At 65.0% G+C, this 24281-nt stretch carries 27 protein-coding genes; 7 read left to right on the top strand and 20 right to left on the bottom strand.

Translation table 11 applies throughout. The annotated features are described in order from the left end of the window. Window positions 1-79 precede the first annotated feature (79 nt). Together L630_RS0110490 and tldD are read left to right on the top strand one after the other, a co-directional pair. The gene (locus L630_RS0110490; protein ID WP_024848212.1) at window positions 80-598 is read left to right on the top strand and encodes an invasion associated locus B family protein; all 519 of its coding nucleotides are present in this window, start codon (window positions 80-82) and stop codon (window positions 596-598) included. A 107-nt stretch (window positions 599-705) separates the two neighbouring features. Next, window positions 706-2121 carry a metalloprotease TldD gene (tldD, locus tag L630_RS0110485; RefSeq protein ID WP_024848211.1) on the top strand — a complete coding sequence of 472 codons (1416 nt, stop codon included), beginning with the start codon at window positions 706-708 and terminating at the stop codon, window positions 2119-2121. Between the two features lie 10 nt (window positions 2122-2131). Here tldD and L630_RS0110480 read toward each other — a convergent pair whose 3' ends face one another. Continuing rightward, window positions 2132-2647, bottom strand: coding sequence for an RES domain-containing protein (locus L630_RS0110480; protein WP_024848210.1), 516 nt, complete (start codon window positions 2645-2647; stop codon window positions 2132-2134). Beyond that, a complete protein-coding gene (locus L630_RS0110475) occupies window positions 2640-3011 on the bottom strand; it encodes an MbcA/ParS/Xre antitoxin family protein (protein WP_024848209.1) in 372 nt (123 codons plus the stop codon). The genes L630_RS0110480 and L630_RS0110475 overlap by 8 nt, the downstream gene beginning before the upstream one ends. A 74-nt stretch (window positions 3012-3085) precedes the next feature. On the opposite strand from L630_RS0110475, the gene L630_RS0110470 reads away from it, so the two are divergent. After that, on the top strand, window positions 3086-3781 hold the full coding sequence (locus L630_RS0110470; RefSeq protein WP_024848208.1) for an NAD-dependent deacylase: 696 nt from the start codon (window positions 3086-3088) through the stop codon (window positions 3779-3781). Between the two features lie 563 nt (window positions 3782-4344). Here L630_RS0110470 and L630_RS0110465 read toward each other — a convergent pair. The 10 genes from L630_RS0110465 to aroC all read right to left on the bottom strand — a co-directional run bounded on the left by L630_RS0110465 (window position 4345) and on the right by aroC (window position 14186). After that, entirely contained in the window at window positions 4345-5589 is a 1245-nt protein-coding gene (locus tag L630_RS0110465) for a class I SAM-dependent RNA methyltransferase (RefSeq protein ID WP_024848207.1), read from the bottom strand. Further along, complete coding sequence (locus tag L630_RS0110460; RefSeq protein WP_024848206.1) at window positions 5586-6347, bottom strand: TlyA family RNA methyltransferase; 762 nt, start codon at window positions 6345-6347, stop codon at window positions 5586-5588. The genes L630_RS0110465 and L630_RS0110460 overlap by 4 nt, the downstream gene beginning before the upstream one ends. Before the next feature lie 14 nt (window positions 6348-6361). Next, window positions 6362-8275 (bottom strand): 1-deoxy-D-xylulose-5-phosphate synthase, encoded by a 1914-nt coding sequence (gene dxs / locus L630_RS0110455; RefSeq protein WP_024848205.1) that lies wholly within the window; start codon window positions 8273-8275, stop codon window positions 6362-6364. An 89-nt stretch (window positions 8276-8364) separates the two neighbouring features. Next, window positions 8365-9285 carry a pirin family protein gene (locus L630_RS0110450; protein ID WP_024848204.1) on the bottom strand — a complete coding sequence of 307 codons (921 nt, stop codon included), beginning with the start codon at window positions 9283-9285 and terminating at the stop codon, window positions 8365-8367. Window positions 9286-9365: 80 nt separating this feature from the next. Then, entirely contained in the window at window positions 9366-9623 is a 258-nt protein-coding gene (locus L630_RS0110445; RefSeq protein WP_024848203.1) for a type II toxin-antitoxin system Phd/YefM family antitoxin, read from the bottom strand. A gap of 67 nt (window positions 9624-9690) precedes the next feature. After that, window positions 9691-9945, bottom strand: coding sequence for an exodeoxyribonuclease VII small subunit (locus L630_RS0110440; protein ID WP_024848202.1), 255 nt, complete (start codon window positions 9943-9945; stop codon window positions 9691-9693). Between the two features lie 3 nt (window positions 9946-9948). After that, window positions 9949-10878 (bottom strand): histone deacetylase family protein, encoded by a 930-nt coding sequence (locus L630_RS0110435; protein WP_024848201.1) that lies wholly within the window; start codon window positions 10876-10878, stop codon window positions 9949-9951. A 71-nt stretch (window positions 10879-10949) separates the two neighbouring features. Further along, the gene (locus L630_RS0110430; RefSeq protein WP_024848200.1) at window positions 10950-11885 is read right to left on the bottom strand and encodes a hypothetical protein; all 936 of its coding nucleotides are present in this window, start codon (window positions 11883-11885) and stop codon (window positions 10950-10952) included. 77 nt (window positions 11886-11962) lie between these two features. After that, window positions 11963-13063, bottom strand: a complete 1101-nt coding sequence (gene ribB / locus L630_RS0110425) for a 3,4-dihydroxy-2-butanone-4-phosphate synthase (protein ID WP_024848199.1) — start codon at window positions 13061-13063, stop codon at window positions 11963-11965. A gap of 25 nt (window positions 13064-13088) precedes the next feature. Then, entirely contained in the window at window positions 13089-14186 is a 1098-nt protein-coding gene (aroC, locus tag L630_RS0110420) for a chorismate synthase (protein WP_024848198.1), read from the bottom strand. 189 nt (window positions 14187-14375) lie between these two features. On the opposite strand from aroC, the gene L630_RS0110415 reads away from it, so the two are divergent. Then, window positions 14376-14642, top strand: coding sequence for a DUF1344 domain-containing protein (locus L630_RS0110415; protein WP_024848197.1), 267 nt, complete (start codon window positions 14376-14378; stop codon window positions 14640-14642). Between the two features lie 3 nt (window positions 14643-14645). Here the strand turns inward: L630_RS0110415 and L630_RS0110410 are convergent, their stop codons facing one another. From L630_RS0110410 to L630_RS0110395, 4 genes are all read right to left on the bottom strand, one after another. After that, window positions 14646-15236, bottom strand: a complete 591-nt coding sequence (locus tag L630_RS0110410; protein WP_024848196.1) for a histidine phosphatase family protein — start codon at window positions 15234-15236, stop codon at window positions 14646-14648. Then, window positions 15233-16051: an enoyl-ACP reductase FabI gene (gene fabI, locus L630_RS0110405; protein WP_024848195.1), complete on the bottom strand. Its 819-nt coding sequence runs from the start codon at window positions 16049-16051 to the stop codon at window positions 15233-15235. The genes L630_RS0110410 and fabI overlap by 4 nt, the downstream gene beginning before the upstream one ends. A 63-nt stretch (window positions 16052-16114) precedes the next feature. Beyond that, on the bottom strand, window positions 16115-17071 hold the full coding sequence (locus L630_RS0110400) for a J domain-containing protein (RefSeq protein WP_024848194.1): 957 nt from the start codon (window positions 17069-17071) through the stop codon (window positions 16115-16117). Between the two features lie 87 nt (window positions 17072-17158). After that, window positions 17159-17524: an RT0821/Lpp0805 family surface protein gene (locus tag L630_RS0110395; RefSeq protein ID WP_024848193.1), complete on the bottom strand. Its 366-nt coding sequence runs from the start codon at window positions 17522-17524 to the stop codon at window positions 17159-17161. Window positions 17525-17634: 110 nt separating this feature from the next. Here L630_RS0110395 and pdxH point away from each other — a divergent pair, with 110 nt between their 5' ends. Further along, complete coding sequence (gene pdxH / locus L630_RS0110390; RefSeq protein WP_024848192.1) at window positions 17635-18249, top strand: pyridoxamine 5'-phosphate oxidase; 615 nt, start codon at window positions 17635-17637, stop codon at window positions 18247-18249. Between the two features lie 3 nt (window positions 18250-18252). On the opposite strand, the gene L630_RS0110385 is transcribed toward pdxH, so the two are convergent. Both L630_RS0110385 and L630_RS0110380 read right to left on the bottom strand, forming a co-directional pair. Beyond that, window positions 18253-19005: a crotonase/enoyl-CoA hydratase family protein gene (locus tag L630_RS0110385; protein WP_024848191.1), complete on the bottom strand. Its 753-nt coding sequence runs from the start codon at window positions 19003-19005 to the stop codon at window positions 18253-18255. Between the two features lie 26 nt (window positions 19006-19031). Beyond that, complete coding sequence (locus L630_RS0110380; RefSeq protein WP_024848190.1) at window positions 19032-20807, bottom strand: acyl-CoA dehydrogenase; 1776 nt, start codon at window positions 20805-20807, stop codon at window positions 19032-19034. A 178-nt stretch (window positions 20808-20985) separates the two neighbouring features. Between L630_RS0110380 and L630_RS0110375 the strand changes: the two genes are divergently transcribed. Beyond that, window positions 20986-21222 carry a hypothetical protein gene (locus tag L630_RS0110375; protein ID WP_024848189.1) on the top strand — a complete coding sequence of 79 codons (237 nt, stop codon included), beginning with the start codon at window positions 20986-20988 and terminating at the stop codon, window positions 21220-21222. On the opposite strand, the gene purD is transcribed toward L630_RS0110375, so the two are convergent. After that, window positions 21223-22506, bottom strand: a complete 1284-nt coding sequence (gene purD / locus L630_RS0110370) for a phosphoribosylamine--glycine ligase (RefSeq protein ID WP_024848188.1) — start codon at window positions 22504-22506, stop codon at window positions 21223-21225. A 116-nt stretch (window positions 22507-22622) separates the two neighbouring features. On the opposite strand from purD, the gene ubiA reads away from it, so the two are divergent. Next, window positions 22623-23606 carry a 4-hydroxybenzoate octaprenyltransferase gene (gene ubiA, locus L630_RS0110365; RefSeq protein WP_024848187.1) on the top strand — a complete coding sequence of 328 codons (984 nt, stop codon included), beginning with the start codon at window positions 22623-22625 and terminating at the stop codon, window positions 23604-23606. A 36-nt stretch (window positions 23607-23642) separates the two neighbouring features. On the opposite strand, the gene L630_RS0110360 is transcribed toward ubiA, so the two are convergent. Next, window positions 23643-24209, bottom strand: a complete 567-nt coding sequence (locus tag L630_RS0110360; RefSeq protein ID WP_024848186.1) for a DUF6101 family protein — start codon at window positions 24207-24209, stop codon at window positions 23643-23645. Window positions 24210-24281: the final 72 nt, after the last annotated feature.

Raw genomic sequence — 24281 nt, 5'->3', positions numbered from 1 at the left:
CGCGCATGGCGTGCAGGCTTGTTGCGCACAGGCGCGGGCACGCTAAATTGGCGTGATTCGCAAAGTCGGGATTGGTTGGATGTCGCTTCGTAAGTTCGTGCAGATCTCTGCCGCAGCCGCCTGCGCGGCACTGCTGGCATTGCCGGCCGCAGCCCAGCAGAAGCAGCAGCAAGGCGTCGTCCGCTCGACTCACGGCAGCTGGTCGATCATCTGCGACACCCCCGGCGGTGCCACCAGCGAACAGTGCGCATTGATGCAGAACGTCGTCGCCGAGGATCGCCCGGAAGTGGGCCTCTCGGTCGTCGTGCTGCGCACTGCCGACAAGAGCGCCGAGATTCTCCGCGTGCTCGCGCCGCTCGGCGTGCTTCTGCCCAACGGCCTCGGCCTCAATGTCGACGGCAAGGACATCGGCCGCGCCTACTTCGTCCGCTGCTTCCAGGACGGCTGCTACGCCGAGGTGATTCTGGAGGAGCCGCTGCTCGGCACTCTCAAGTCCGGCAAGTCGGCCACCTTCATCGTCTTCCAGACGCCTGAGGAAGGCGTCGGCATCCCGGTCGACCTCGAAGGTTTTTCCGCGGGTTTTGCCGCTCTCCCCTGATCGGGCTTAACGCCGCCGAAACGCTCTGACGGCCAATCGCAAGGTGCAACTTGCCTTGCGGGCGACTATATGACTCGCCAACGCCATTCAGATTTCGGAGCGATGCGGTGACAGCCAGACTTCTCGAACAGTTCGATGTGTCCGAAGAGACGTTGCGCCGCATCGTGGCGGAGACGGTCGCCGGCGCGGACGACGGCGAGCTCTTCGTCGAATACCGCGAGGGCGAGGCGCTTGTCTTCGACAACGGCCGCCTGAAGACGGCCAACTTCAACACCGAGCAGGGTTTCGGCCTGCGCGCCGTTGCCGGCGAAGCTGCGGGCTACGCGCATGCGGGCGAGCTGTCGCAGGCGGCACTGCTTCGCGCCTCGTCCGCCGTCTCGGCCGTGAAGGCCGGGTATTCCGGCACGCTCGCCGAAGCGCCGTCGGGCACCAACGTGAAACTCTACGGCGAAGAGAACCCGATCGCCGAGCCAGGCTTTGCCGACAAGGCGAAGCTCCTGCAGGAGGTCGACGCTTACCTGCGCAACAAGGACCCGCGCGTGCGGCAGGTGACGGCCTCGGTGGCCGCCTCCTGGCAGCACGTCGAAATCCTGCGCGCCGATGGCCGCGTTGCGCGCGACATCCGCCCGCTGGTTCGCTTCAACGTCTCGGTCGTCGTGGGTGAAGGCGACCGGCAGGAGACCGGCTCCTACGGCATGGGCGGCCGCAAGGGTTTTGGTGAGTTCCTTGCCGAAGGCTCCTGGCAGCATGCCTGCGAGGAAGCGCTGCGCCAGGCACTCGTCAACCTCGAGGCGGTCCCGGCACCCGCCGGCACCTTCGACATCGTTCTTTCTTCCGGCTGGCCGGGCGTCATGCTGCACGAGGCGGTCGGCCACGGCCTTGAGGGCGACTTCAACCGGAAGAAAACATCGGCCTTTGCCGGGCTGATGGGCCAGCAGGTTGCCGCCAAGGGCGTCACCGTCGTTGACGACGGCACCATCACCGAACGCCGCGGCTCGCTTACCATCGACGACGAAGGCACGCCGACCAACCGCACCGTCCTCATCGAGGACGGCAAGCTCGTCGGCTATATGCAGGACCGGCAGAACGCGCGGCTGATGGGCATGAAGCCAACTGGCAACGGCCGCCGCGAATCCTACGCGCACGCGCCGATGCCGCGCATGACCAACACCTACATGACCGCAGGCTCCCACACGCCGGAGGAGATCATCTCCTCGGTCAAGAACGGGATCTACGCCGTTTCGTTCGGCGGCGGCCAGGTGGACATCACCAGCGGCAAGTTCGTGTTCGGCTGCACCGAGGCCTACATGATCGAAAACGGCAAGGTGACCCAGCCGATCAAGGGCGCGATGCTTATTGGCAACGGACCGGATGCGATGCACCGCATCACCATGATCGGCAATGACATGAAGCTCGACAATGGCATCGGCATGTGCGGCAAGGCCGGTCAGGGCGTGCCGGTCGGCGTCGGCCAGCCGCACCTGCGCATGAACGCGATGACGATCGGCGGCACCCGCACCTGACGCGGCCGCCTCAGAGCCAGGAGGCAGGCGTCTTCGGCAGCCTGCCTTCCGGATCGATCACCTCGAGCCGCGGCCCCTCCCCGCGATTCCAGCGCCACAGCGCGACACAGGTTCCGCCCGGCGACATGAACGACGGATAGATCAGGCCGTCGAAGCCCTGTTTCAGCAGCTCCTCGCGCAGCCGGTGCGTTGCCGGCCGCCTTCCCTCGTCCAGATCGGCGCGCCATTCGCAGGCGTGGATCGTCTTATCCACGCCGAATGACGCCAGCACATCACCGTTGGTGAAATCCGCCAGCCTTGCTCCAGTGAGGATCAGCCTGGCGATGAGCGCCGGATGCTGGACGAAACCCTGGTTGTACTCGGCCCAGGCCGTCGACAGTTCGCGCGCGGCGTAGATGGTGGGGGCACCTACCGGGTTCCACCTGCCGCCGAACCGCGCCGCGCCGTCTCCGGACAGAGGAGCATGCGCCCATTGCGGCACGTAGGCACGCCAGAGGTCGACCGGTTCGTCCTGCTTCTCAGGCATAGACGCCGGAGCGCACTGCCTCGAGATAGGCGAGCACCTTGTCCGCCTTGCCTTCCTGAACCAGATCGTAAGCCGTCTTGCCGGCCCAGCCCGGTATCGGCTGGTGCTTGAACCAGATCGCTGCGCGTTCCTCGCCACCCGCCATTTCGGAGGCCATGGCCAGCACGCGCACCACCGGGCTCAGGGCGGCATCAACCTTGCGCGCGCCTGTCTTGGCCGCCAAGGTGTTGCGGGCCACCCCGATCAGGCCGGCGAGCTCGGTCATCGTAACGCCAAGAAGCTCTGCAACACGGCGCGGCGACAGGAACGGCGATCCCTTCTCGCCGAACTTCGAAGCCTGAATGTCGAGGACAGCGTCTGCCATGACAAAATCCTTGCGCGTTTTGGCACTCACGTGCTCAATATGAGCTCAACATCTGTTCGGTTCAAGGCAGACCCGTGAATTCGATCGTCATCCTCACCGGCGCGGGCATTTCGGTGGAATCCGGGATCGCCAGCTTCCGCGACGCCCACGGTATCTGGTCGAAGTTCGACTGGCGCGATTATGCCACGCCCGATGCCTTTGCCCGCCACCCTGCCCGCGTCTACGACTTCTACAATGCGCGGCGGCGCCAGTTGCATGAGGTGAAACCCAACGAGGCGCACTATGCGCTCGCCCGCCTCGAGCGTGAATTTTCCGGATCGGTGACGATCATCACCCAGAACGTCGACGACCTGCACGAGACTGCCGGCACGAAGAACCTCATCCACATGCACGGCCAGCTGCGTTCGGCGCTGTGCCGCTCCCGCGGCGCGCGCAGCCCGTGGCTCGGCGACATGACGATCGACTCTCGCTGTCCGTCCTGCGAGTCGCCGGGGCGCCTGCGGCCGGACATCGTCTGGTTCGGCGAGATGCCCTACCACATGGACAAGATCTATCAGGCGCTGGCGACGGCCGACCTCTTCATCGCCATCGGCACCTCCGGCGCGGTCTATCCGGCCGCCGACTTCGTCGAGGAAGCCAGCCTCAACGGCGCGCATACCGTGATGCTCAACCTCGAACCGTCCGAAAACGCCTCCGCCTTCCACGAAACCATCCACGGCAAGGCGACGGACATCGTGCCGGAGTATGTGGAGAAGGTGCTAAGGGGATAGGGACGTAGAATCCTAAGGGTTTACGGGTTTAGAGCGTCGACGCATTGAACCGTTCCGCCGATGCTTCAACTATGCAACCTCGTCGCTCGGGGATGACCTTATAACCCGCGACGGCTCTGCCGCTTTTAGCGTTCAGGCATGGACCCTCGGGTCAAGCCGAGGGTGACGAAGATTGAGATGTTGAGCTCAAACTTCCACGACTGTCGCTGAGGTCACCCGCACCCTGCGCCCGGTTTTCTAGGCATTGGCGAAGCCTTAGCTAAGAAGTGGTGTCTGCGAGATCGGGTTGCATTCATCCAGCACCATAACACCTTGGCGAGACCCTTGAGTTCAGGGCTTTGGAACGAGTAGGTGGCCGAGCGCGCGACGATCCCGAGGGCGCGACGACCCCATCTGGCCGACCACATCCCCACATCGTCACCCTCGGGCTTGACCCGAGGGTCCATGCCGGAGCATCTCCGGTTGCGTGCTACGCCGGACCGACACTGCACGAGGATCCTCCCCTGCGAAGCGGGGGAGGTGGCGCGAAGCGCCGGAGGGGGCGAGACAAGCGTCCCGCTCGCCTACTTCCGCTTCTTCGGCTTCTCGAGCAGAGCGACGGTTTCCAGATGCGGCGACCAGAGGAACTGGTCGACCGGCACCACGCGCTTCAGCGTATAGCCGCCGTCGATGAGAATCCGCAGGTCGCGCGCGAGCGTCGTTGGATTGCACGACACCGCCGCCACACGCTGCACATTCGAGCGTGCGATCTGCTTCGCCTGATCCTCGGCGCCCGCGCGCGGCGGGTCGAAAACAAGGCCGTCGAAACCAAAATCAAGTTCCTTGAAGGTCAGCGGGCGGCGGAACAGGTCGCGCTTCTCGATCGTCACGCGCTTCAGGCCCGTCCCGAAGCGGAAGGCGCGGTCGAGCGCGGCGAGCGCCGGCGCGTCGCCCTCCACCGCATGCACCTCGCTCTGACGCGCAAGGCGCAGCGCGAAGGTGCCAATGCCGGCAAAGAGGTCGGCGACGCGCTTGGCCTTCCTCAAGTGTTCGGTCACGAGCCCGGCCATCACCTGCTCGGCGCTCTCGACCGCCTGCAGAAACGCGCCGGGGGGCGGAATGACGGCGATGTCATCGACCATCACCATCGGCTTCTTCGGCTCGACGATGATCTCGCCATCGACCGACAGGCGCGCAATGCCGTTGGCGAGGCAGAACTCGATCGCCGCCTGCCGCGCCGGGCCTTCGAGCCTGCCGCTGTCCTGCGCCGCGACGTCCAGGCCTGAGGCCGTCTGCGTCACGCCGAAGCGGAACGGATCCTTCGTCTGCGCGACGAGCAGCCCAAGCTGGCGCAGCACGTCGAGCTTTTCGACGATCGACGGCAGCATCACCGGGCATTCTTCCATGTCGACGATGCGGTGCGACAGGGCGGCGTTGAAGCCGAGGAGCAGGCCCTTTTCGGTCTTGCGGGCGGTGAGTGCCGCGCGGCGGCGCGAATGCGGCGGACAATCGACCATCGAGTCGACTTCCGTCTCGATGCCGCGGGCGCGCAGCGCATCGACCAGGATCTGCCGCTTCCAATCGCGATAGGCGCCGTGCTCGAGGTGCTGGATCGCGCAGCCGCCGCAATCGCCGAAATGCCGGCATGGCGGGGCAACACGCTGCGGCGAGGTCTCCAGCAGCGCGACGATGTCGGCGCGCTTGCCGCCGACGGCGATGTTCACCTTCTCTCCGGGCAGCGTGAAGGGCACGAAGACCTGCCCGCCTTCGGTCTCGGCGATGCCGTCGGCCTGTGCGCCGAGGCGCGAGATCGTGACTATGCTGCTCATCTGTCCTTTATCCCGCCAAGCAGGAATTCCATGTTGCCGTCGCCGCCTTCGATGGGGGACGGAGCAGTTCCAATGCTGCGCCAGCCGGGCTGGGTGCCCAGCCAGGCGGAAAGATCTTCGGCGATCTTCGGCCCGAGTGCCGGATCGCGCAAAATGCCGCCCTTGCCGATCGCCTCGCGGCCTGCCTCGAACTGCGGCTTCACCAGCAGCACGCAGCGTGCGCCCGGGGCCGCAAGTGCAAGTGCAGGCGGCAGCGCCAGCTTCAGCGAAATGAAGCTCACATCCGAGACGACGAAATTCGGCGCCGCACCGTCGATGTGATGGGCGGAAAGCTCCCGTGCGTTCAGCTTCTCGAGGTTTGTCACCCGCGGATCGCTTGCCAGCCCCGGATCGATCTGGCCATGACCGACGTCGACCGCGTAGACGTGGGAAGCGCCGCGCTCAAGCAACACCTGCGTGAACCCGCCGGTCGAGGCGCCGATGTCGATGGCGACCATCCCCGCCGGATCGAAGCCAAACGCATCGAGCCCGGCAATCAGCTTCAGCGCCGCGCGCGAGACATAGCCGCGCGCCGGGTCATCAACCACGATGTCTGCATCTTCCGGCGTCGGCTGTCCCGGCTTCGAGACCACCTTGCCGCCGACCGAAACCGCCCCGCGCGCCACCGCGTCCCTCGCCCGCGAGCGGCTGGCAAAAAAGCCGCGCCGGACGAGCAGTTCGTCCAGCCGCAGCTTCTCGGTGGAGGTGGGCAAGCTCACGCCCGCTCCGCCGCTCAGGCAGATGCCGCGCTGGTCGAGCGGCCGAGCGCCGTGAAGACGGTGCGGACGATCCCGGCAGCATCAAGCCCTGCGCGAGCGTACATCTTCTCCGGCTTGCCGTGGTCGGTGAACTCGTCCGGCAGGACGAGCGGGCGCACCTTGAGCCCGTTGTCGAGCAGGCCGTCATGCGCCAGCTGGTGCAGCACGTGGCTGCCGAAGCCGCCGATCGAACCTTCCTCGACGGTGATCAGCACCTCGTGTTCGCGCGCAAGACGGCGCAGGAGGTCAACGTCGAGCGGCTTGGCAAAGCGCGCGTCCGCGACTGTGGTCGAAAGGCCTGCCGCATCAAGTTCCTCGGCTGCCGCAAGGCAGTCGGCGAGGCGCGTGCCGAGCGACAACAGCGCGATCTTGGTGCCTTCCTTGACGATGCGGCCCTTGCCGATCTCGAGGAATTTTCCACGTTCCGGCATCTCGACGCCGACGCCATTGCCGCGCGGATAGCGGAACGAGATCGGACCCTCGTCATAGTCGGCCGCGGTGCGCACCATATGGCGCAGCTCTGCCTCGTCGGCAGCGGCCATCACCACGAAGTTCGGCAGCGAGGCAAGGTACGTGATGTCGAACGCGCCGCAGTGGGTCGGGCCATCAGCGCCGACATAGCCGGCGCGGTCGATCGGGAAGCGCACCGGCAGCTTCTGGATCGCGACGTCGTGAACCACCTGGTCATAGGCGCGCTGCAGGAAGGTCGAGTAGATCGCGGTGAACGGCTTCAGCCCTTCCGTCGCAAGGCCAGCCGCAAAGGTTACCGCATGCTGCTCGGCAATACCGACGTCGAAGGTGCGGGTCGGAAATGCTTCGCCGAACAGGTCGAGGCCGGTGCCGCTCGGCATGGCCGCCGTAATCGCGACGATGCGGTCGTCGAGCTTCGCTTCCTGGATCAGGCTTTCGGCGAACACCTTGGTGTAGGCCGGCGCATTGGCGGGCGCCTTGGCCTGCGCGCCGCTGATGACGTCGAACTTGTTGACGCCGTGGTATTTGTCCGCCGCAGCTTCGGCGGGTGCGTAGCCCTTGCCCTTCTGCGTGACGACGTGGATCAGCACCGGACCGGTGATGTGGTCTCGTACGTTGCGCAGCACCGGAACGAGATGCTCGAGATTGTGGCCGTCGATGGGGCCGATGTGGAAGAAGCCCATCTCCTCGAACAGCGTGCCGCCGGTCACATAGCCGCGGGCGTGCTCGACGGCGCGCGTGACGGCGCGGTCCATGCGCTTGCCGAGATAAGAAGTCAGCTTCTTTCCGAAGTCGCGGATGCCCTGGTATGTCTTGCCCGAGGCAAGGCGCGCCAGATAGTGGCTCATCGCGCCGCTCGGCGGGGCGATCGACATGTCGTTATCGTTGAGGATGACGATCAGCCGCGCATCGAGCGCGCCGGCATTGTTCATCGCCTCATACGCCATGCCGGCCGACATCGCGCCATCGCCGATGACGGCGATCACATTGTTGGTGCCGCCCTTGAGGTCGCGGCCGACCGCCATGCCAAGGCCAGCCGAAATCGAGGTCGAGGAATGCGCCGCGCCGAACGGGTCGTACTCGCTCTCGTCGCGCTTGGTGAAGCCCGACAGGCCGCCTTCCTGGCGCAGCGTGCGGATACGATCGCGGCGGCCGGTGATGATCTTGTGCGGATAGGCCTGGTGGCCGACGTCCCAGATCACCTTGTCGTCCGGCGTGTTGAAGACGTAGTGCAACGCGACCGTCAGCTCGACGACGCCCAGCCCCGCGCCGAGATGCCCGCCGGTCTGCGATACCGCGTCGATCAGCTCCGTGCGCAACTCGGTGGCGAGCTGCGGGAGATCGGTTTCGGGCAAGGCGCGAAGGTCAGCCGGAATCCGGACCTTATCGAGGAGTGGCGTGCTGGGGGCTGGCGACACGGGCTTTTTCGACCGTTCCTGTTGGTTTGAGGGGGAAATAGGCTTTCGGGCCAAGAAAGTAAATGCGCGCTGCCGTGCAAAGGCCTGAGTCAGTACTGCGGCAAGGGGATGAATTCGTGTTCGTCGCCTGGGACGATGTCGAAACGCCCGGTTCGCCATTCCTCCTTGGCCTGCTCGATGCGCTCCTTCGAGGAGGAGACGAAGTTCCACCAGATGTAGCGCTGCGAGCCGAGCGAGTCGCCGCCGAACAACATCAGATGCGCCCCGCGCTCCGTCGAGACGACGATCTCGTCGCCGGGGCGAAAGGCGAGCAGCCGGTCTGCCGGGAAGCGGTCGGTGAGCACGTCGACCTCGCCGTCGAGGATGTAGATGGCGCGTTCCTCGGCATCGGCCGGGATTTGCAGCCGCGCGCCGGGCGCAAGGCGAAGCTCGACATAGAGCGTTTCGGAGGCCGTGCGCACCGGCGACTTCCAGCCATGAAACGAGCCGATGATGACGCGGCCGGAGATGCCCTCGGCGTCGATTTCCGGCAGCTCGCCGCGCCCCGTGTTCTGGAACATCGGGTCGATCTCTTCCTGCCCGTCCGGCAGCGCCAGCCAGGTCTGCAGGCCAGACATCGACATCGGATTGCCCCGCAGTTCTTCCGGCGAGCGTTCGGAATGGACGATGCCGCGCCCCGCCGTCATCAGGTTCACGTCGCCCGGCTCGATCACCATTTCGGTGCCGAGCGAATCGCGGTGGCGGATCTTGCCGTCCAGAAGATAGGTCACGGTGGAGAGGCCGATATGCGGATGCGGCCGCACATCGATCATCCGCCCGGGCCGCAGGATAGCGGGGCCCATGCGGTCGAAGAAGATGAACGGACCGACGAGCTTGCGTCGCGCCGTCGGCAGCGCCCGGCGCACCTCGAAACCGGCGAGGTCCTTCGCGTTCGGGATGATCAGCGTCTCGATGGCATCGCAGGCGAGCACATCGCCAGGCTGCGGGTCATTTCCGGGAAAGAAGCTCATCGCATCTCCTCCAGGTTACTGCCGCGTCAGCAGCGGGACGAATTTTTTCCGGGCGGCGAAATGAGGACCGCGAAGAAACCTCACTTGCCCTCGCCGAGGAACATGGACGCAATATCCGCGTCCATGAACAGGGAGGGATCGAGATCGATCAGCGGGTATTTGCCCGCAAGGAACGCCAATTCTCGCTCCCGCTTCGCCGCCTCGCCGACCGGCACCAGCTTCACTGCCGGCCTGCCGTCGCGGGCGATCCCGATTTCGCTTTCGGCGCCGTTTTCAAGGGCCTCGATCAGCTTTGCAAGCTGCGCCTTGGCATCATGCATGTTGACGGTGGTGGTCATGGCGACCTCCGTGGCGAACAGCCGCCAAGGGTAAGTCGATGAGGCGGGAGCGTCAACGCGCCCCGCTTTATTCGCCGTCGAGCGGCTCCGTGCCGACGGGCTTGCCCTCGCGGGACAGGCGGATCTTCTCGACCTTGTCCTCGGCGACCTTCAGCAGCTTCTCGCAATGCGCCTTCAGCGCCTCGCCACGCTCATAGATGCGGATCGACTGGTCGAGCGGCACGTCGCCGCGCTCGAGATCGTCAACGATCCGCTCCAAAGCAGCAAGCGCCTGCTCGAAGCTCATTGCGGCAATGTCGTCGTTGTTGGCGGTCTCGTTCATGTCCTATCCCTTCATCAGGCGTCGCACGTGGGCGGCGGTCGAAAACGCCAGCCCATGCAGGTCGTAGCCGCCTTCCAGCAGGCTGACCAGCCGCCCGTTCGCCCAGCGATCGGCTTTCCCCATCAACTCGGCGGTCGCCCAGTCAAAATCGTCTTCGACAAGGTTGAGTTCCGCCAGCGGGTCGCGATGGTGCGCGTCGAAACCGGCGGAGATGATGATCAGGTCCGGCTGAAACCGGTCGATCGCCGGCAGGATGCGGCTACGGAACGCTTCCTTGAAAACCTCGCCATCGTCGCCGGCCGAAAGCGGCGCGTTGACGATGTTGTCGCCGGTGCCGGTCTCGGTCTTGGCGCCGGTGCCTGGAAACAGCGGCATCTGGTGCGTCGAGCAGTACATGACCGACGGGTCGTCCCAAAAAATGTCCTGGGTGCCATTACCGTGGTGGACGTCCCAGTCGACGATCGCCACGCGCTCGAGGCCGTGAACGCGCTGGGCATGGCGCGCCGCGATTCCCGCGTTGTTGAACAGGCAGAAGCCCATTGCGGTCGCCTTCTCGGCGTGGTGCCCCGGCGGGCGGGCGGCGACGAACACGTTGTCGACCTGCTTGCTGATGACGTCATCCACCGCCGCCAGCGCGCCACCGATCGCCGTGAGCGCCGCCTGCCAGCTTTTGGGACTGACAGTGGTGTCGGAATCGATCCTGACGATCCCCTCGCGCGGAATGCGCAGCCTGATCTTGTCGTAGTACTCTTCCGGATGCGCGAACAGGATCGCCCCCGCATCGGCCTGCGGCGATTCCTTGCGGTCGAGATCCTCGAACTCGGGCTCGTCGAGCAGCTTGCCGATGGCGCGCAGCCGGTCCGGCCGCTCCGGGTGTCCGGCCGGCGTCAGGTGCTCGAGATAGATGGGATGCGTGTAGAGGCGCGTGGTCATGCTATCGGTATAGGTCGAGGTGCGGCGTTTGACCACGCCCTTGTCCCAAACCCTCTCAATTTGCTGTTCGCTCAGGCCGGAACGCCAAGCGCCCTGTCCTTCAATTCGCGGAAGTGGCTGGAGACCTCGCTGAGCTTGCGGTCCCATTCCGGATTGGGCGCCTGCCCCTCGATGGTTCGGAAATAGACCTGCAGCAGCGCCGCGATCGCGAACGGCTCGATCAGCGCCGCCTTGATCGCCCAGGCAAAGATCAGCGCGAGCACGAACGACCAGCCGGCGAGCTGCCCGGGCATCAGGTAGAGGATGGCACCTGCAGGCGCGAGCATGACGAGGAACACCACGAAGGCGAGCAGCCACATGAAGATCGAAAGCCAGACGGCGTTTCTCACCATGGTCTTCGCGTTCTGCGCGTAGAGGACGACACCCTGGCGCGCACTGTCGAACGGGGTGCGGCTGTCGATGCGCACGTTGTAGCCGAGGATGATCTCATCGACATAGGTCAGCGAGATGCGGATCACCGTGTTCACAAACTGGGCAATGCCCTGCAGACCCGGCAGGAACGAGGCAACGCCGCCGATCAGGCCGGTAATGACCCCGATGGCTCCCTTCACCAGCTGGTCGACCACAAACAGGATGTTCGCCTCCGCAAAGCGGGCGGTGACGACCTTGCGGGCGTAGTCGATCTGGTTCTGGCCATCAGGCACCGCGCGCCCGTCGATCAGGTGGACCATGACCGCAATGTGGCCTGCCTTGACGACGTAGAGGATGTATTCGCGGATCCAGTAGACGATCATCGAGACGAGGCCGAAGCCGAAGATGCCGCCCCAGAGCGCGAACGCGCCAGGCTCGTCGGAGATGTGGCCGACGCCGTAGCCTACGCCCGCGCCTACTCCGATCGCGAAGACGTAACCGACAGTAATGCCGAAGTAGGCGAGCAGCCGCAGCGCAATGAACGGCCAGGTGCGGGCCATGATGCCAAGCGTGCGGCCGATATCGAAGTCCCACATGAGTGCAGCCCCTCCCCTCACAGGTATTGGGGCCGCACTATAGTATCAGCGATTGAGTCGCGTGAAGTAGTCGCGCGTCAGAGTATTTCGGTCGAGCTGATCTCAATGCCGAAACCTTCAAGGCCGACATAGTGCTTCTCGCGCGAAGCAAAGAGCTGGATCGACGAAATGCCTAGGTCCCGCAGGATCTGCGCGCCCAGCCCGATCTCGCGCCACTCGCTCTCGCGGCGCAGAGCCTCTTCGTGGGCCTCGTCGCCGACCACCGGGCGGTTGCGGGCAGCGCCCTGGCCGACGCCGACCGAGCCCTCGCGCAGGTAGACGATCACGCCGCGCTGCGCCTCGGCCATCCGCTTCATCACGCCGTCGAGGCGGCTCTTGGGACCGAACACGTCGGCAACGACGTCCTCGGCATGCAGGCGCACCGGCACGTCGACGCCATCGCGAATGTCACCGAAGACAACAGCGAAGTGCTGCATCGCATCCCACGGCAGACGGTAGGTGTAGGCCTTTGCCGGACCTGCGGTCGTCTCGATCGGGAAAGTCGCGATGCGCTCGATCAGCGTTTCCTGGCGCTGGCGGTAGGCGATGAGGTCGGCGACCGACACCTGCTTGAGGCCGTTCTTCTCGGCGAAGGCCTGGACCTGCGGGCCGCGCATCACGGTGCCGTCGTCATTGACGAGCTCGCAGATGACGCCGACCGGCGGCAGGCCGGCGAGCTTGCAGAGGTCGACGGCCGCCTCGGTATGGCCCGAGCGCATCAGCACGCCGCCCTCGCGGGCAACCAACGGGAAGACGTGGCCGGGACGGACGAAGTCCGACGGGCCGACATTGCCGTTGGCGAGGTTGCGCACCGTCAGCGTGCGGTCTTCCGCCGAAATGCCGGTCGTGGTGCCGTGCTTGAAGTCGACCGAGATGGTGAAGGCGGTCGAGTGCGGCGCGTCGTTCTCAGCCACCATCGGCTGCAAGTTCAACCTGCGCGCATCCTCGCGCGTCATCGGCGCGCAGACGATGCCCGACGTGTGACGGACGATGAACGCCATTTTCTCGGGGGTGCAGTGAACGGCGGCAACGATCAGGTCACCTTCGTTCTCACGACCATCGTCGTCCATCACGACGACGATCTCACCACGTTCAAAGGCGCGCAGCGCCTCGACAATCTTCTTCTGGTCGTATGCCATCTGGCGAAGTCCGTTTCAAAAGGTGTCAGGCGATGCGGCCGGTCTGGCCGCGGTGTCTCAGATAGTGGTCCGCAATCGCGCAGGCTACCATCGCTTCTCCGATCGGCACCGCGCGGATGCCGACGCAGGGGTCGTGACGTCCCTTGGTGCGGACGTCGACGTCATTGCCGTCCTTGTCGACCGAACGGCGCGGCGTCAGGATCGAGGAAGTCGGCTTGACCGCAAAGCGCGCGACGATCGGCTGGCCAGTGGAAATGCCGCCGAGAATGCCGCCCGAGTGGTTGGACAGGAAGACGGGCTTGCCGTCATTGCCCATGCGCATCTCGTCGGCGTTCTGTTCGCCGGTCATGCGCGCGGTCTCGAAACCGTCGCCGATCTCGACGCCCTTCACGGCGTTGATCGACATGAGGTTGGAGGCGATGTCCTGATCGAGCTTGGCGTAGACCGGTGCACCGAGCCCCGCCGGAACGCCTTCCGCAACGATCTCGATCAGCGCGCCCACGGAGGAACCGTCCTTGCGGATGCCGTCGAGATATTCGGTGAAGACCGCGACCGACTCGGGGTCGGGCGTGAAGAACGGGTTCTCCGGGTCCTCGACGAAGTTCCAGTTCCAGTTGGCGCGGTTGATCTCCCTGGTACCCATGCCGACCAGCGCGCCGCGCACGACGAGGCCCGGCACGACCTTGCGTGCCAGCGCACCGGCGGCGACTCGCGCCGCGGTCTCGCGCGCCGACGAGCGACCACCGCCGCGATAGTCGCGGATGCCGTACTTGACGTCATAGGCATAGTCGGCGTGGCCGGGACGGTACTGGCGAGCGATCTCACCATAGTCCTTGGAGCGCTGGTCAACGTTCTCGATCATCATCGAAACGGGCGTACCGGTGGTGACGAGTTCGTCGCCGTCCTCAAGGACGCCGGAAAGGATCTTCACCTCGTCAGGCTCGCGCCGCTGCGTGACGAACCGGGACTGGCCCGGGCGGCGGCGGTCGAGTTCGGCCTGGATGTCCGCAAGCTTGAACCGGATGCCGGGCGGGCAGCCATCAACGACGCATCCGAGCGCCGGACCGTGGCTTTCGCCCCACGTGGTAACGCGGAAGAGGTGACCGAATGTATTATGCGACATGGGAGGATCCGCGGATGTTTTCGCAGACGCTTCTATTGGCGTTTTCCGTGAGCGTCAAACTCGCGTGAACCAAGGTATCGCCTTGGCCGCGCAAAATTTTTGACACACTCGCAATGTTTCTGCTTCCGTTAGTAGAGCCGCTGCGCCAACATGCCGGCGCGGCGTTGGAAATCATGAGGAAGATCGCCCATGCGAACCCTTAGAGGCACGGTTTTGGCTGCCCTTTTTGCCACGGGGATGGCATTTGCGGGCGGGATCGCCCATGCCGCTGACGACGAAGGCAAGATCGCGCGCATCGATGTCGAGAATCTGACGATCACGCTTGACAACGGCAACACCTACAAGCTCTCGGGCGAGTTTGACGTCGAGGCGCTTGAGGTGGGCACAGAGGTCGTCCTCGCCTACGACACCATCAACGGCCAGAAGACCGTCACCGACCTCGTTACCTACGAATAGGCATCACAACCAGTCGAGGCGGCCGTTCTCGTAGCGGAGCACCTTGTCCTGCGGGATTGGGAGCGCGGCGCATTCCTCGATTGAATGCTGGCGCGTAAGGCGGAAGATCGAGCGGATCACGCCACCATGGGTGACGCAGATCGTGTCGCGGCTGACTTCCTGGAACCATGAGCGGATGCGCGCGGAAAGCATCTCATAGCTTTCCGCCGCCTCACCGGGTGGCACGAAGTGCCACTTGTCAGCGTCCCGGCGTGCCGAGCAGCCGGGATCGACCAGCTCCAGCTCGTCGTAGGTGTGGCCCTGCCAGTCGCCGAAGTGGAGTTCGACGAGGCGGGGCTCGGTGCGATAGGCCTTCGGGTCGAGGCCCATTGCGGCGCGCAGGATTTCCATCGTCTCGCGGGTACGCGACAGCGGGCTGGCGACGAAGTCGATCGCCGCCGGGTCCTTGACCAGCTGAAGCAGCTTCCTGCCGTTGCCGGCCGCCTGTTCGCGGCCGGTTTCGTTGAGCGGCGTGTCGGCCTGCCCCTGCAGGCGGCCTTCGGCATTCCAGTCTGTCTGCCCGTGCCTGACGAAGAAGATCGCTGGAGGGGTCATTCCTTGACGGTGGAAATATCCGGTGCGTCGACCGCCTTCATGCCGACGACATGGTAGCCGGCATCGACGTGATGGATTTCGCCGGTCACGCCCTTCGAAAGGTCGGACAGCAGGTACAGCGCCGAACTGCCGACTTCCTCGATCGAGACGGTCTTCTTCAGCGGCGCGTTGTACTCGTTCCACTTCAGGATGTAGCGGAAGTCGCCGATGCCCGAGGCCGCCAGCGTCTTGATCGGGCCGGCCGAGATCGCGTTGACGCGAATGCCCTTGCCGCCGAGGTCGACCGAGAGATAGCGCACGCTCGCCTCCAGGCCCGCCTTGGCGACACCCATCACGTTGTAGTGCGGCATCACCTTCTCGGCGCCGTAGTAGGTCAGCGTCAGCAGCGAGCCGCCATCCGGCATGAGCTTCTCCGCGCGCTGGGCGACCGCGGTAAACGAGTAGATGGAGATATCCATGGTGCGCTGGAAGTTCGCACGTGTGGTGTCGACGTACCGGCCATCGAGCTCGTCCTTGTCCGAGAAGGCGATGGCGTGGACCAGGAAGTCGATCTTGCCCCACTTCTTCTCGAGGTTGTCGAAGACAGCGTCGATGCTTTCCTCGACCGTGACATCGCAATCGCCGGCAATATAGGCGCCGAGTTCGGCGGCGAGCGGCTCAACCCGCTTGCGGAATGCTTCGCCCTGGTAGGTAAGAGCGAGTTCCGCGCCCTGCTCGGTCAGCGCCTTGGCGATACCCCAAGCGATCGACCTGTTGTTGGCGACCCCCATGATGAGGCCGCGCTTTCCTGCCATCAGGCCGTTACCTGCCGCCATGAGACGTACTCCGCATCGTTCAAGAATGGGAGCCGTATCGCACAGGCGCGTTCAGGCTTCAAGCTATGCGCTATTTGCGCTGCTCGACTGGGCGCGCCGCGCGAAGGCTTCGAGCTCGGCGTTTCCCTCCGGAAGCATGATCTGGACATGGGCATAGAGGTCGCCGTGACCGCCCGTCTTGAGCGGCAGACCCTTGCCCTTGAGACGCAGCTTGCGGTCCGAACTCGACCATGCCGGCACCGCCACTGCGAAGCGGCCATGCGGGGTTTCGACCGGCACCTTGCCACCGAGAACGGCATCAGTTAGCGACACGGGAACGTCGACGTGCAGGTCACGGCCCTCGACGCGGTAAAGGGGGTGCGGGCGCAGCCTCACCTTCACCAGCGCATCGCCTGCCGGACCGCCAAGCGGCGATGATTCGCCCTGGCCCTTGAGCCGGATGGTCTGGCCGTCCTCGACATAGGCGGGCAGCTTGATGCCGACCTTGCGGCCGTCCGGAAAGTTCGCGGTAACCTTGGCGGCTGTCGCAATGTCCTCGACCGTCACGTCGAGCGTGACGTTGATGTCGTTGCCGCCGGCCGCGCTGGCACGGCGCTTCGCACCGCCAGCGCCCATGCCGGCGCCGGGGCCCGCACCACGACCGCCGAAGGCACTGCCGAAAATCTCGGAAAAGATGTCCGACGCGTCGAAACCGCCGCCCGGACCGGACGAGCGAAACTCGAAATGCGCGCCGCCGGGCCCGCTGCGGCGGAAGCCGCCGAATGGATCGCCGCCAGCACCGAAATCGGCAAAGCGAGGCTTGCCGGTTGCATCGATCTCGCCCCGGTCGAACTGCGCGCGCTTGGTCTCGTCGCCGAGGATCTCGTAGGCCTGGTTAACCTCGGCGAAGCGGTCCTTGGCCTTCGGATCATCCGGGTTCTGGTCCGGATGATACTTCTTGGCCAGCCGCCGGAAAGCGGACTTAATGTCCTTTGCAGAGGCGTTCTTCGCAACGCCCAAAACGTCATAGGGATCGCGCATTGTATCCTGTCTGCCGGGAAGGAAGGTATTTGTCGCGGTTAATATGTGGACGATAAGACACGGATTCCAGTGCCTTATTCATGCAAACTAGCCGACCTTCTCGAACCTGTGCAGGGTCCAGACCTTGGATCGCTCCATGCAGGCGCGCCCATCATAGAGGAACACGCCCTCAAAACTTTCCAGAGTCGTTGTGAAATCGCGGCAGAGCGTATCGCCGTCCCGGCTTTCGGTGAGATTTCGGATCGTGCCGCGCGAACCGGAAGCCACATTGGCCCAGCCAAGACCATTCTCGCCGATTTCGCCGACGATCGCCGACGAGACCGCGTTGCGGATGGTCCACTCATCGGAGGCTGGCGAGAGCGCGCCGCTGACGGTGCCTGTCGTCAGCGTGTCCGGAACTGCACTTTCGAGGGAGAAGCCCTTGCTGCCGCATGCGGCCAGGGGCAAGGTCATGCACAGGCTGACCCAAAGGAAAAGCCGGCTGCGCCTTCTATCGGACCCTTGCTTCGGGCGCGCCAATAGGCAATCTCCCCGTTCATGACAATCGCATACAGGGTGCTAGCATGGCGGAAACAAGCTTAATAGATGGTGACTTCACCGAAAGCGCGGAACCCTACAAGCTTTTTGCAAAATGGCTTGAGGACGCCACCGCATCCGAGCCGAACGACCCCAATGCACTGGCGCTCGCGACGGTCGATCCGGACGGCCTGCCAAATGTGCGCATGGTGCTGCTGAAGGGTTTCGACGAGCGCGGCTTCGTCTTCTACACCAACTATGAGAGCAACAAGGGCCGCGAGATCCTCGCCTCGATGAAGGCGGCGATGTGCTTCCACTGGAAGAGCCTGCGCCGGCAGGTGCGCGTGCGCGGGATCGTCGAGAAGGTCAGCGACGAGGAAGCTGACGCCTACTACGAATCGCGTGCGCGCGGCAGCCGCATCGGTGCCTGGGCGTCGAAGCAGTCACGCCCGCTGGAAAGCCGCTTTGCGCTCGAGAAGGCAGTGGCCGAATACACGGCGAAGTACGCGATCGGCTCGATCCCGCGCCCTCCCTACTGGTCGGGCTTCCGCATCAAGCCGGTGTCGATCGAGTTTTGGCATGACCGCCAGTTCCGCCTGCACGACCGCGTCATCTTCGAGCGCGACGGCGACGGCTGGAAGAAGACGAGGCTGTACCCGTAAGGGTCAGCCCTTCTTGCGGCTCATGAACGCCATGAAGGCGTTGCGGGCCTCATCCGACTTCAGGCGCTCGCGGAAATGCTCGCCCTCCTCGCGGATGCGGGCGACGAGCACTTCGCGGTCGCCCAGGATCAGGTCGCGGGCGATCTTCAGCGCCTGCGGCGGCTTCTGCGCAATCCGCTCGGCAGCGGCAAAGGCGGTTGCCTCGAGTTCTTCCTCCGGAACCACGTCGTAGATCAGGCCGGCGGCCTTCGCCTTCTCGGCCGAAATTCCCTCGCCCAGCGCCAGCAGGGCGAACGCGTTCTGCCGCCCGAGCACCATCGGCGCGATCAAGCTCGACCCCGCCTCCGGCACGAGGCCAAGGTCCACGAACGGCGTGCGGAACTCCGTACGCGGCGTGGCAAAGGTCAGGTCGCAGTGCAGGTTGATGGTGGTGCCGATGCCGACGGCAATGCCGTCGACGCCGGAAACCAGTGGCTTTTGCAATCGCGCCAGGGCGATGAGAAAGCCAAACGCGTCGAGCGGGCCATCATCGCCCATCGCGACCGCCATGAAGTCGGCGACATCGTTGCCGGCTGAAAAGATGCCCGGCACGCCGAGGATGAGATGCGCCCACACCTCGTCGTCGGCATCGCCGTCCACCAGCGCCTTCGTCATCGAGGCATACATGGCGCTGGTGATCGCGTTCTTCTTGTCGGGGCGGTTCATGCGGATCAGCTGAACCGCGCCTCGACGTTCGACGATGATGTGCTCGCTCATGTCCCCTCCCTGAGCCGCTATTCTGGTCAGGCGATCAGCGCCGCGCCGGCTTCGGCGAGGCTGTCACCACCTTCGATCACGCGGCTCTTGAGCGCCTCGGTCTCGTCGATCAGGTTCTCGGCAAAGAAGCGTGCGAGCGCGACGCGCTGCGCCGACTGATCGGCGAGCGCACCGCGGATCAGGTAAGCACCGCCCACCGCCAGCGCGAACAGGCGCAGGTACGGCGTGGCGGCCGCCAGCGCGGAGTCCATGCGCCCCGAGCCCTGTGCGTCGAGCAGGAAGTTGGTTGCTTCCTCGAGCTGGTCGATGGCAGCAGCGCACTTCTCGGCCGTACGGCCGAAGCCCTCGGCATTCGAGCTGCGTAGGGCCTCGATGTCGGCGCGGAGTTCCGAGATGTAGCCGCGCACCTGAGCGCCGCCGGAAAGCGGCAGCTTGCGGACGACGAGGTCGACTGCCTGGATGCCGTTGGTGCCCTCGTAGATCGGCGCGATCCGCGAGTCGCGCAGAAGCGCGGCAGCACCGGTCTCCTCGACATAGCCCATCCCGCCATGGATCTGCAGGCCGATAGAGGCGACGTCGACGCCGATGTCGGTCGAGAACGCCTTGGCGACCGGCGTCAGCAGGCCGGCGCGCTCCTGCCAATGGCGGGCGGCGTCACCCTCGCTGATGCGGGCCATGTCGATCGCATGGGCGCAGGAATAGGAGATCGAACGGGCCACCTGCGTCAGCGCCTTCATGGTCAGGAGGTTACGCTGCACGTCCGGATGATAGACGATCGGCGCCATGCCCTCGCCCTTGTAGCCCGCGGCCTTGCCCTGGCGGCGCTCCTGCGCGTAGGCAAGCGCCTTCTGGAAGGCGGCTTCCGCGATCGCAACGCCCTGCATGCCGACGGCGAGGCGTGCGTTGTTCATCATCGTGAACATGCAGGCGAGACCCTTGTTCTCCTCGCCGATCAGCCAGCCGATCGCACCCGGCTCACGGTCCTTCACGTAGCCGTCGCCGTAGATCATCGTGCAGGTCGGCGATCCGTGAATGCCCAGCTTGTGCTCGATCGAGGCGCAGAAGACGTCGTTGCGCTCGCCCAGCGAGCCGTCCTCGTTGACGAAGAACTTCGGGACGAGGAACAGCGAGATGCCGCGGGTGCCGGCCGGGGCATCGGGCAGGCGTGCAAGCACCAGATGGACGATGTTGTCGGTAAAGTCCTGCTCACCGTAGGTGATGAAGATCTTCTGGCCGAAGATGCGGTAGGTGCCGTCACCGACCGGCTCCGCGCGGGCGCGCAGGGCTGCAAGATCCGAACCCGCCTGCGGCTCGGTCAGGTTCATCGTTCCCATCCACTCGCCGGAGACGAGCTTCTCGAGATACTTGGCGCGCAGCTCTTCCGAGGCGTGCTTCTCCAGAGCCTCGATCGCGCCCATCGTCAGCGTCGGACCGATGGCAAAGCCCATCGAGCCGGAGTTCCACATCTCGAGGGCCGCGACCGACAACATGGTCGGCAGAGCCTGCCCGCCATACTCCTCCGGAGCGGCGAGCGCGTTCCAGCCGCCCTCGATCCAGCGGTGGTAGAGGTCCCTCCAGCCCGGCGGAGTGGTGACTGCCCCGTCCTTCAGCACCGCCCCATGCTTGTCGCCCGCCTCGCGCAGCGGGAAGATTTCCTCGGTGGCGAATCGGCCGGCCTCGGCCAGGATCGCATCCACCAGATCCTCGGAAAGGTCGCCGAATTGCCCTGCCTCGACCGCCTTCGCCAGGCCGGCGACGTGCTTCAGGGTGTGGGCGATCTCATCAACGGGGGCTCGATACATTCGGAACTTCCTTTCGGTCGGGACAGGTGGCGGAGAGGACGGTGCCGTCCTGCAAGCGTGACGGCGCACCAGCCAGTCGAGGAAGTTGACTATTTTCTTCTGACGTAAACGTCAAATCAATCAAGCATTGCGCAACGGAAGCCTGGGGCACTATTGTCGCTATCCTAGAGGAACTTCCATGCTGGCACGCCCCGAAAAGCACCTGTGCATCGAATGCTCCCTGCCCTATGGGTCAGAGAACTTCCAATACTATGAGGGCAACATCGATAACGGCCCGGCCTATTGGTGCGACCGTGGCGTGCTGTGTTCACCGCAGTGCTCGCTGAAGCACTACCTGATGCGGCGGGAGGAAGGCACCTTGCCTGACGAGCCGGCGCCCAATCCCTTCGAAATGGATCCGGTCTACCGGCGCTGATCAGCCGGCAGCCTTCTCGCGCTCGATCGCGCGCCAGCCGATGTCGCGGCGGCAGAAGCCGCCTTCCCAGCTGATCTTGTCGAGCGCCGCATAGGCGCGTGCGGCAGCCTCGGTAACGTTCGCGCCCTTGGCCGTGACGTTGAGCACGCGGCCGCCATTGGCAACAAGACGGTCTTCCGAGTCGCGCGCGGTGCCGGCATGGAAAACCTGCACGTTCTCGTCCTCAGCCGACTCAATGCCGGAGATGACGGTGCCCTTCTTCGGCGAGGCCGGGTAGCCTTCGGCGGCGAAGACAACCGTCAGCGCAGCCTCGTCGCGCCAGCGCACCGACATGTGCGAAAGCTGGCCGTCGACGGCGGCATTCACGAGCGTCAGCAGGTCGTCCTTCAGGCGCGTCATCAGCACCTGGCATTCGGGATCGCCGAAGCGGGTGTTGTATTCGATGAGCTTCGGGCCTTCCTCAGTGATCATGAGGCCGGCGAAGAGCATGCCACGGAACGGCGCGCCCATCTCTGCCATGCCGCGCATGGTCGGCTCAATGATCTCGCGCATGACGCGCGCTTCCAACTCGGCGGTGATGACCGGAGCGGGAGAGTATGCGCCCATGCCGCCGGTGTTCGGGCCGGTGTCGCCCTCACCGACGCGCTTGTGGTCCTGCGCCGAACCGAACGGCAGCGCCGTGGTGCCGTCGCAGATGCAGAAGAAGCTTGCTTCCTCGCCCTCAAGGAACTCCTCGACGACGACTTCCGCACCGGCAGCACCGAACGCGCCCTCGAAGCAGGCGTCGATCGCGTCCAGCGCTTCATCGAGCGTCATGGCGACGGTCACGCCCTTGCCGGCAGCGAGGCCGTCGGCCTTGATGACGATCGGCGCGCCGACCTGGCGGGCATAGGCCTTCGCCTTCGGCGCGTTGTTGAAGCGGCCATAGGCGGCCGTCGGAATGCCGTAGCGGGCGCACAGGTCCTTGGTGAAGCCCTTGGAGCCTTCCAGCTGCGCCGCAGCCTTCGACGGGCCGAAGACGCGGATGCCGGCCGCCTCGAGCTCGTCGGCAAGGCCAGCCACCAGCGGCGCCTCGGGACCGACGACGACGAGGTCGATGTTCTTTTCCTTCGCGAACGCAACGACGGCCGCGTGATCGTCAACCGCGAGAGAAACGCATTCCGCTTCCTGCGCAATGCCGGGATTGCCCGGTGCGGCGTAAAGCTTCGTCAGCAGCGGCGATGCCGCAAGCTTCCATGCCAGTGCGTGCTCGCGCCCGCCAGAGCCGATCAGCAGTACGTTCATCGCGGCGATTCCTCATCGTTATTGATCGCGGCTTTCCGGTAGGGCCGGGAGGCGTCAGGGTCAAGGCGCAAGCCTCATCTCTTGACGGCGCGTTGTGTCGCTGCCACTCCGTCCGCATGGAAAACATTCAGTCCAAAGAGTCGCAGGGACGCGTCGCCGACGCCCCTTCCGGTCACTGGGTCTATCGCCTGCTGCCGCGCGGGCTCTGGCCCTATGCCCAGCTCGCGCGCTGGGACCGGCCGATCGGCTGGTGGCTGCTGATGTGGCCGTGCTGGTGGTCGACTGCAATGGCGTCTGCCGCCTATGCGAAGCCGGGAGTGGCGCTCGCGGACGTACTTCCGTCCGTCTGGCACCTGTTCCTGTTCATGGCAGGCTCGATCTTGATGCGCGGCGCCGGCTGTACCTACAACGACATCGTCGACCAGGACATTGACGAAAAGGTCGCCCGCACCCGCTCGCGCCCGCTGCCCGCAGGCAAGGTCAGCAAGAAGCAGGCTTGGGGTTTTCTGTTCCTGCAGTGCCTGCTCGGCCTCGTCGTGCTGCTGCAGTTCAACTGGTTCGCCGTTCTGGTCGGCATCGCGTCGCTCTTGACGGTGGCCATCTACCCGTTCGCCAAGCGCTTCACCGACTGGCCGCAGTTCTTCCTCGGCCTCGCCTTCTCGTGGGGGGCGCTGATGGGCTGGGCCGCCCATTTCGGCTCGCTGAACCTCGCAGCGCTGCTGCTCTATTTCGGCTCGATCCTGTGGGTGATCGGCTACGACACGATCTACGCCCACCAGGACAAGGAAGACGACGCGCTGGTCGGCGTGCGCTCCACCGCGCGCCTGTTTGCCGAGAACACCAAGCAGTGGCTTATCGGCCTCTACAGCCTTGCCCTGCTGTTCTTCGTCGTCGCCTTCGCCAATGCCGAAGTGCCGATGCCGGCGCTGGCTGGCCTCGTTGCCGCGGCCGCGCACATGATCCGGCAGATCCGCGTGCTCGACATCGACAATCCCGACCAGTGCCTGAAGCTGTTCAAGTCCAACTCGGTCGTCGGCTGGCTGATCTTCCTCGGCCTCGTCATCGGCGGAGCCTGGCCGGTCATCAGCCAGAATTTCTGATCTTCTGGCCGATGCTTCGGTAGTCGCGCGCCTCTGCTAGCGGCGCGCGATGATCTCTTCCCCATTGATGATGAGGCGAACGCCGAGCGCGCCGGTCTTGCGACGGGCGAGGAAGCGCGGGCGGCGCTGCAGGTGAACGCGACCCTGGCGGCGTGTCGCCGGCGGCGCCTTCCTGATCTGCCCAGCGTTTTCGTCCAGCGAGCGGGCGACGCCATCGGCCTCGACCAGCAGCATCGGCAGCTTGAACGCCTCCGACCATGCGCGCCAGTCGGCGGCAACGTTGTCGAGGTCGTGGGCGACCAGCAGCGGGACCGACAGCATCGGGTCCGCATGCATCAGTTCCAGCGTGACCGTGACATTGCCTTCGCCATCCTCGATGGCGCGGGCGGCAACGCCGCGGAAGGCGCGTGCCGGCAGCGCGATCGAGACCGGCAGGCCGCTTGTTTCCAGAACCCGGCGGATGGTGGCGCCACGGCTGGAGACGGTGAACGTCACGTCGCCGTGGGCGTCCATCATTCTGAAGGATGCCGCGTGCGGCAACCGGAACGGGTCAAGCCGAAAGTCGGCCTCGGCCCAAACGGGCTTGAGCTGTGTGTGTGACACTATCTTTGCCTTCCTGTCTCTTCCTGAGAGCCGGTTTTCCGGTCTTCTCGCGGGTGGTTTTCCCACCTCGTT

It is taken from the genome of Aminobacter sp. J41 (genome assembly GCF_000526635.1).
In the GTDB taxonomy this organism is placed as follows: Bacteria; Pseudomonadota; Alphaproteobacteria; order Rhizobiales; family Rhizobiaceae; genus Aerobium.
This window is presented reverse-complemented; position numbering and strand designations above follow the sequence as displayed.

Bases quoted from the DNA above. Each gene is read 5' to 3' on its own strand.
- L630_RS0110490 (WP_024848212.1), top strand. From the start codon at position 80: ATGTCGCTTCGTAAGTTCGTGCAGATCTCTGCCGCAGCCGCCTGCGCG.
- L630_RS0110480 (WP_024848210.1), bottom strand. From the start codon at position 2,647: ATGCCTGAGAAGCAGGACGAACCGGTCGACCTCTGGCGTGCCTACGTG.
- L630_RS0110475 (WP_024848209.1), bottom strand. From the start codon at position 3,011: ATGGCAGACGCTGTCCTCGACATTCAGGCTTCGAAGTTCGGCGAGAAG.
- L630_RS0110465 (WP_024848207.1), bottom strand. From the start codon at position 5,589: ATGAGCAGCATAGTCACGATCTCGCGCCTCGGCGCACAGGCCGACGGC.
- L630_RS0110450 (WP_024848204.1), bottom strand. From the start codon at position 9,285: ATGAGCTTCTTTCCCGGAAATGACCCGCAGCCTGGCGATGTGCTCGCC.
- L630_RS0110445 (WP_024848203.1), bottom strand. From the start codon at position 9,623: ATGACCACCACCGTCAACATGCATGATGCCAAGGCGCAGCTTGCAAAG.
- L630_RS0110440 (WP_024848202.1), bottom strand. From the start codon at position 9,945: ATGAACGAGACCGCCAACAACGACGACATTGCCGCAATGAGCTTCGAG.
- L630_RS0110435 (WP_024848201.1), bottom strand. From the start codon at position 10,878: ATGACCACGCGCCTCTACACGCATCCCATCTATCTCGAGCACCTGACG.
- L630_RS0110430 (WP_024848200.1), bottom strand. From the start codon at position 11,885: ATGTGGGACTTCGATATCGGCCGCACGCTTGGCATCATGGCCCGCACC.
- ribB (WP_024848199.1), bottom strand. From the start codon at position 13,063: ATGGCATACGACCAGAAGAAGATTGTCGAGGCGCTGCGCGCCTTTGAA.
- aroC (WP_024848198.1), bottom strand. From the start codon at position 14,186: ATGTCGCATAATACATTCGGTCACCTCTTCCGCGTTACCACGTGGGGC.
- L630_RS0110415 (WP_024848197.1), top strand. From the start codon at position 14,376: ATGCGAACCCTTAGAGGCACGGTTTTGGCTGCCCTTTTTGCCACGGGG.
- L630_RS0110410 (WP_024848196.1), bottom strand. From the start codon at position 15,236: ATGACCCCTCCAGCGATCTTCTTCGTCAGGCACGGGCAGACAGACTGG.
- fabI (WP_024848195.1), bottom strand. From the start codon at position 16,051: ATGGCGGCAGGTAACGGCCTGATGGCAGGAAAGCGCGGCCTCATCATG.
- L630_RS0110400 (WP_024848194.1), bottom strand. From the start codon at position 17,071: ATGCGCGATCCCTATGACGTTTTGGGCGTTGCGAAGAACGCCTCTGCA.
- L630_RS0110395 (WP_024848193.1), bottom strand. From the start codon at position 17,524: ATGACCTTGCCCCTGGCCGCATGCGGCAGCAAGGGCTTCTCCCTCGAA.
- pdxH (WP_024848192.1), top strand. From the start codon at position 17,635: ATGGCGGAAACAAGCTTAATAGATGGTGACTTCACCGAAAGCGCGGAA.
- L630_RS0110385 (WP_024848191.1), bottom strand. From the start codon at position 19,005: ATGAGCGAGCACATCATCGTCGAACGTCGAGGCGCGGTTCAGCTGATC.
- L630_RS0110380 (WP_024848190.1), bottom strand. From the start codon at position 20,807: ATGTATCGAGCCCCCGTTGATGAGATCGCCCACACCCTGAAGCACGTC.
- L630_RS0110375 (WP_024848189.1), top strand. From the start codon at position 20,986: ATGCTGGCACGCCCCGAAAAGCACCTGTGCATCGAATGCTCCCTGCCC.
- purD (WP_024848188.1), bottom strand. From the start codon at position 22,506: ATGAACGTACTGCTGATCGGCTCTGGCGGGCGCGAGCACGCACTGGCA.
- ubiA (WP_024848187.1), top strand. From the start codon at position 22,623: ATGGAAAACATTCAGTCCAAAGAGTCGCAGGGACGCGTCGCCGACGCC.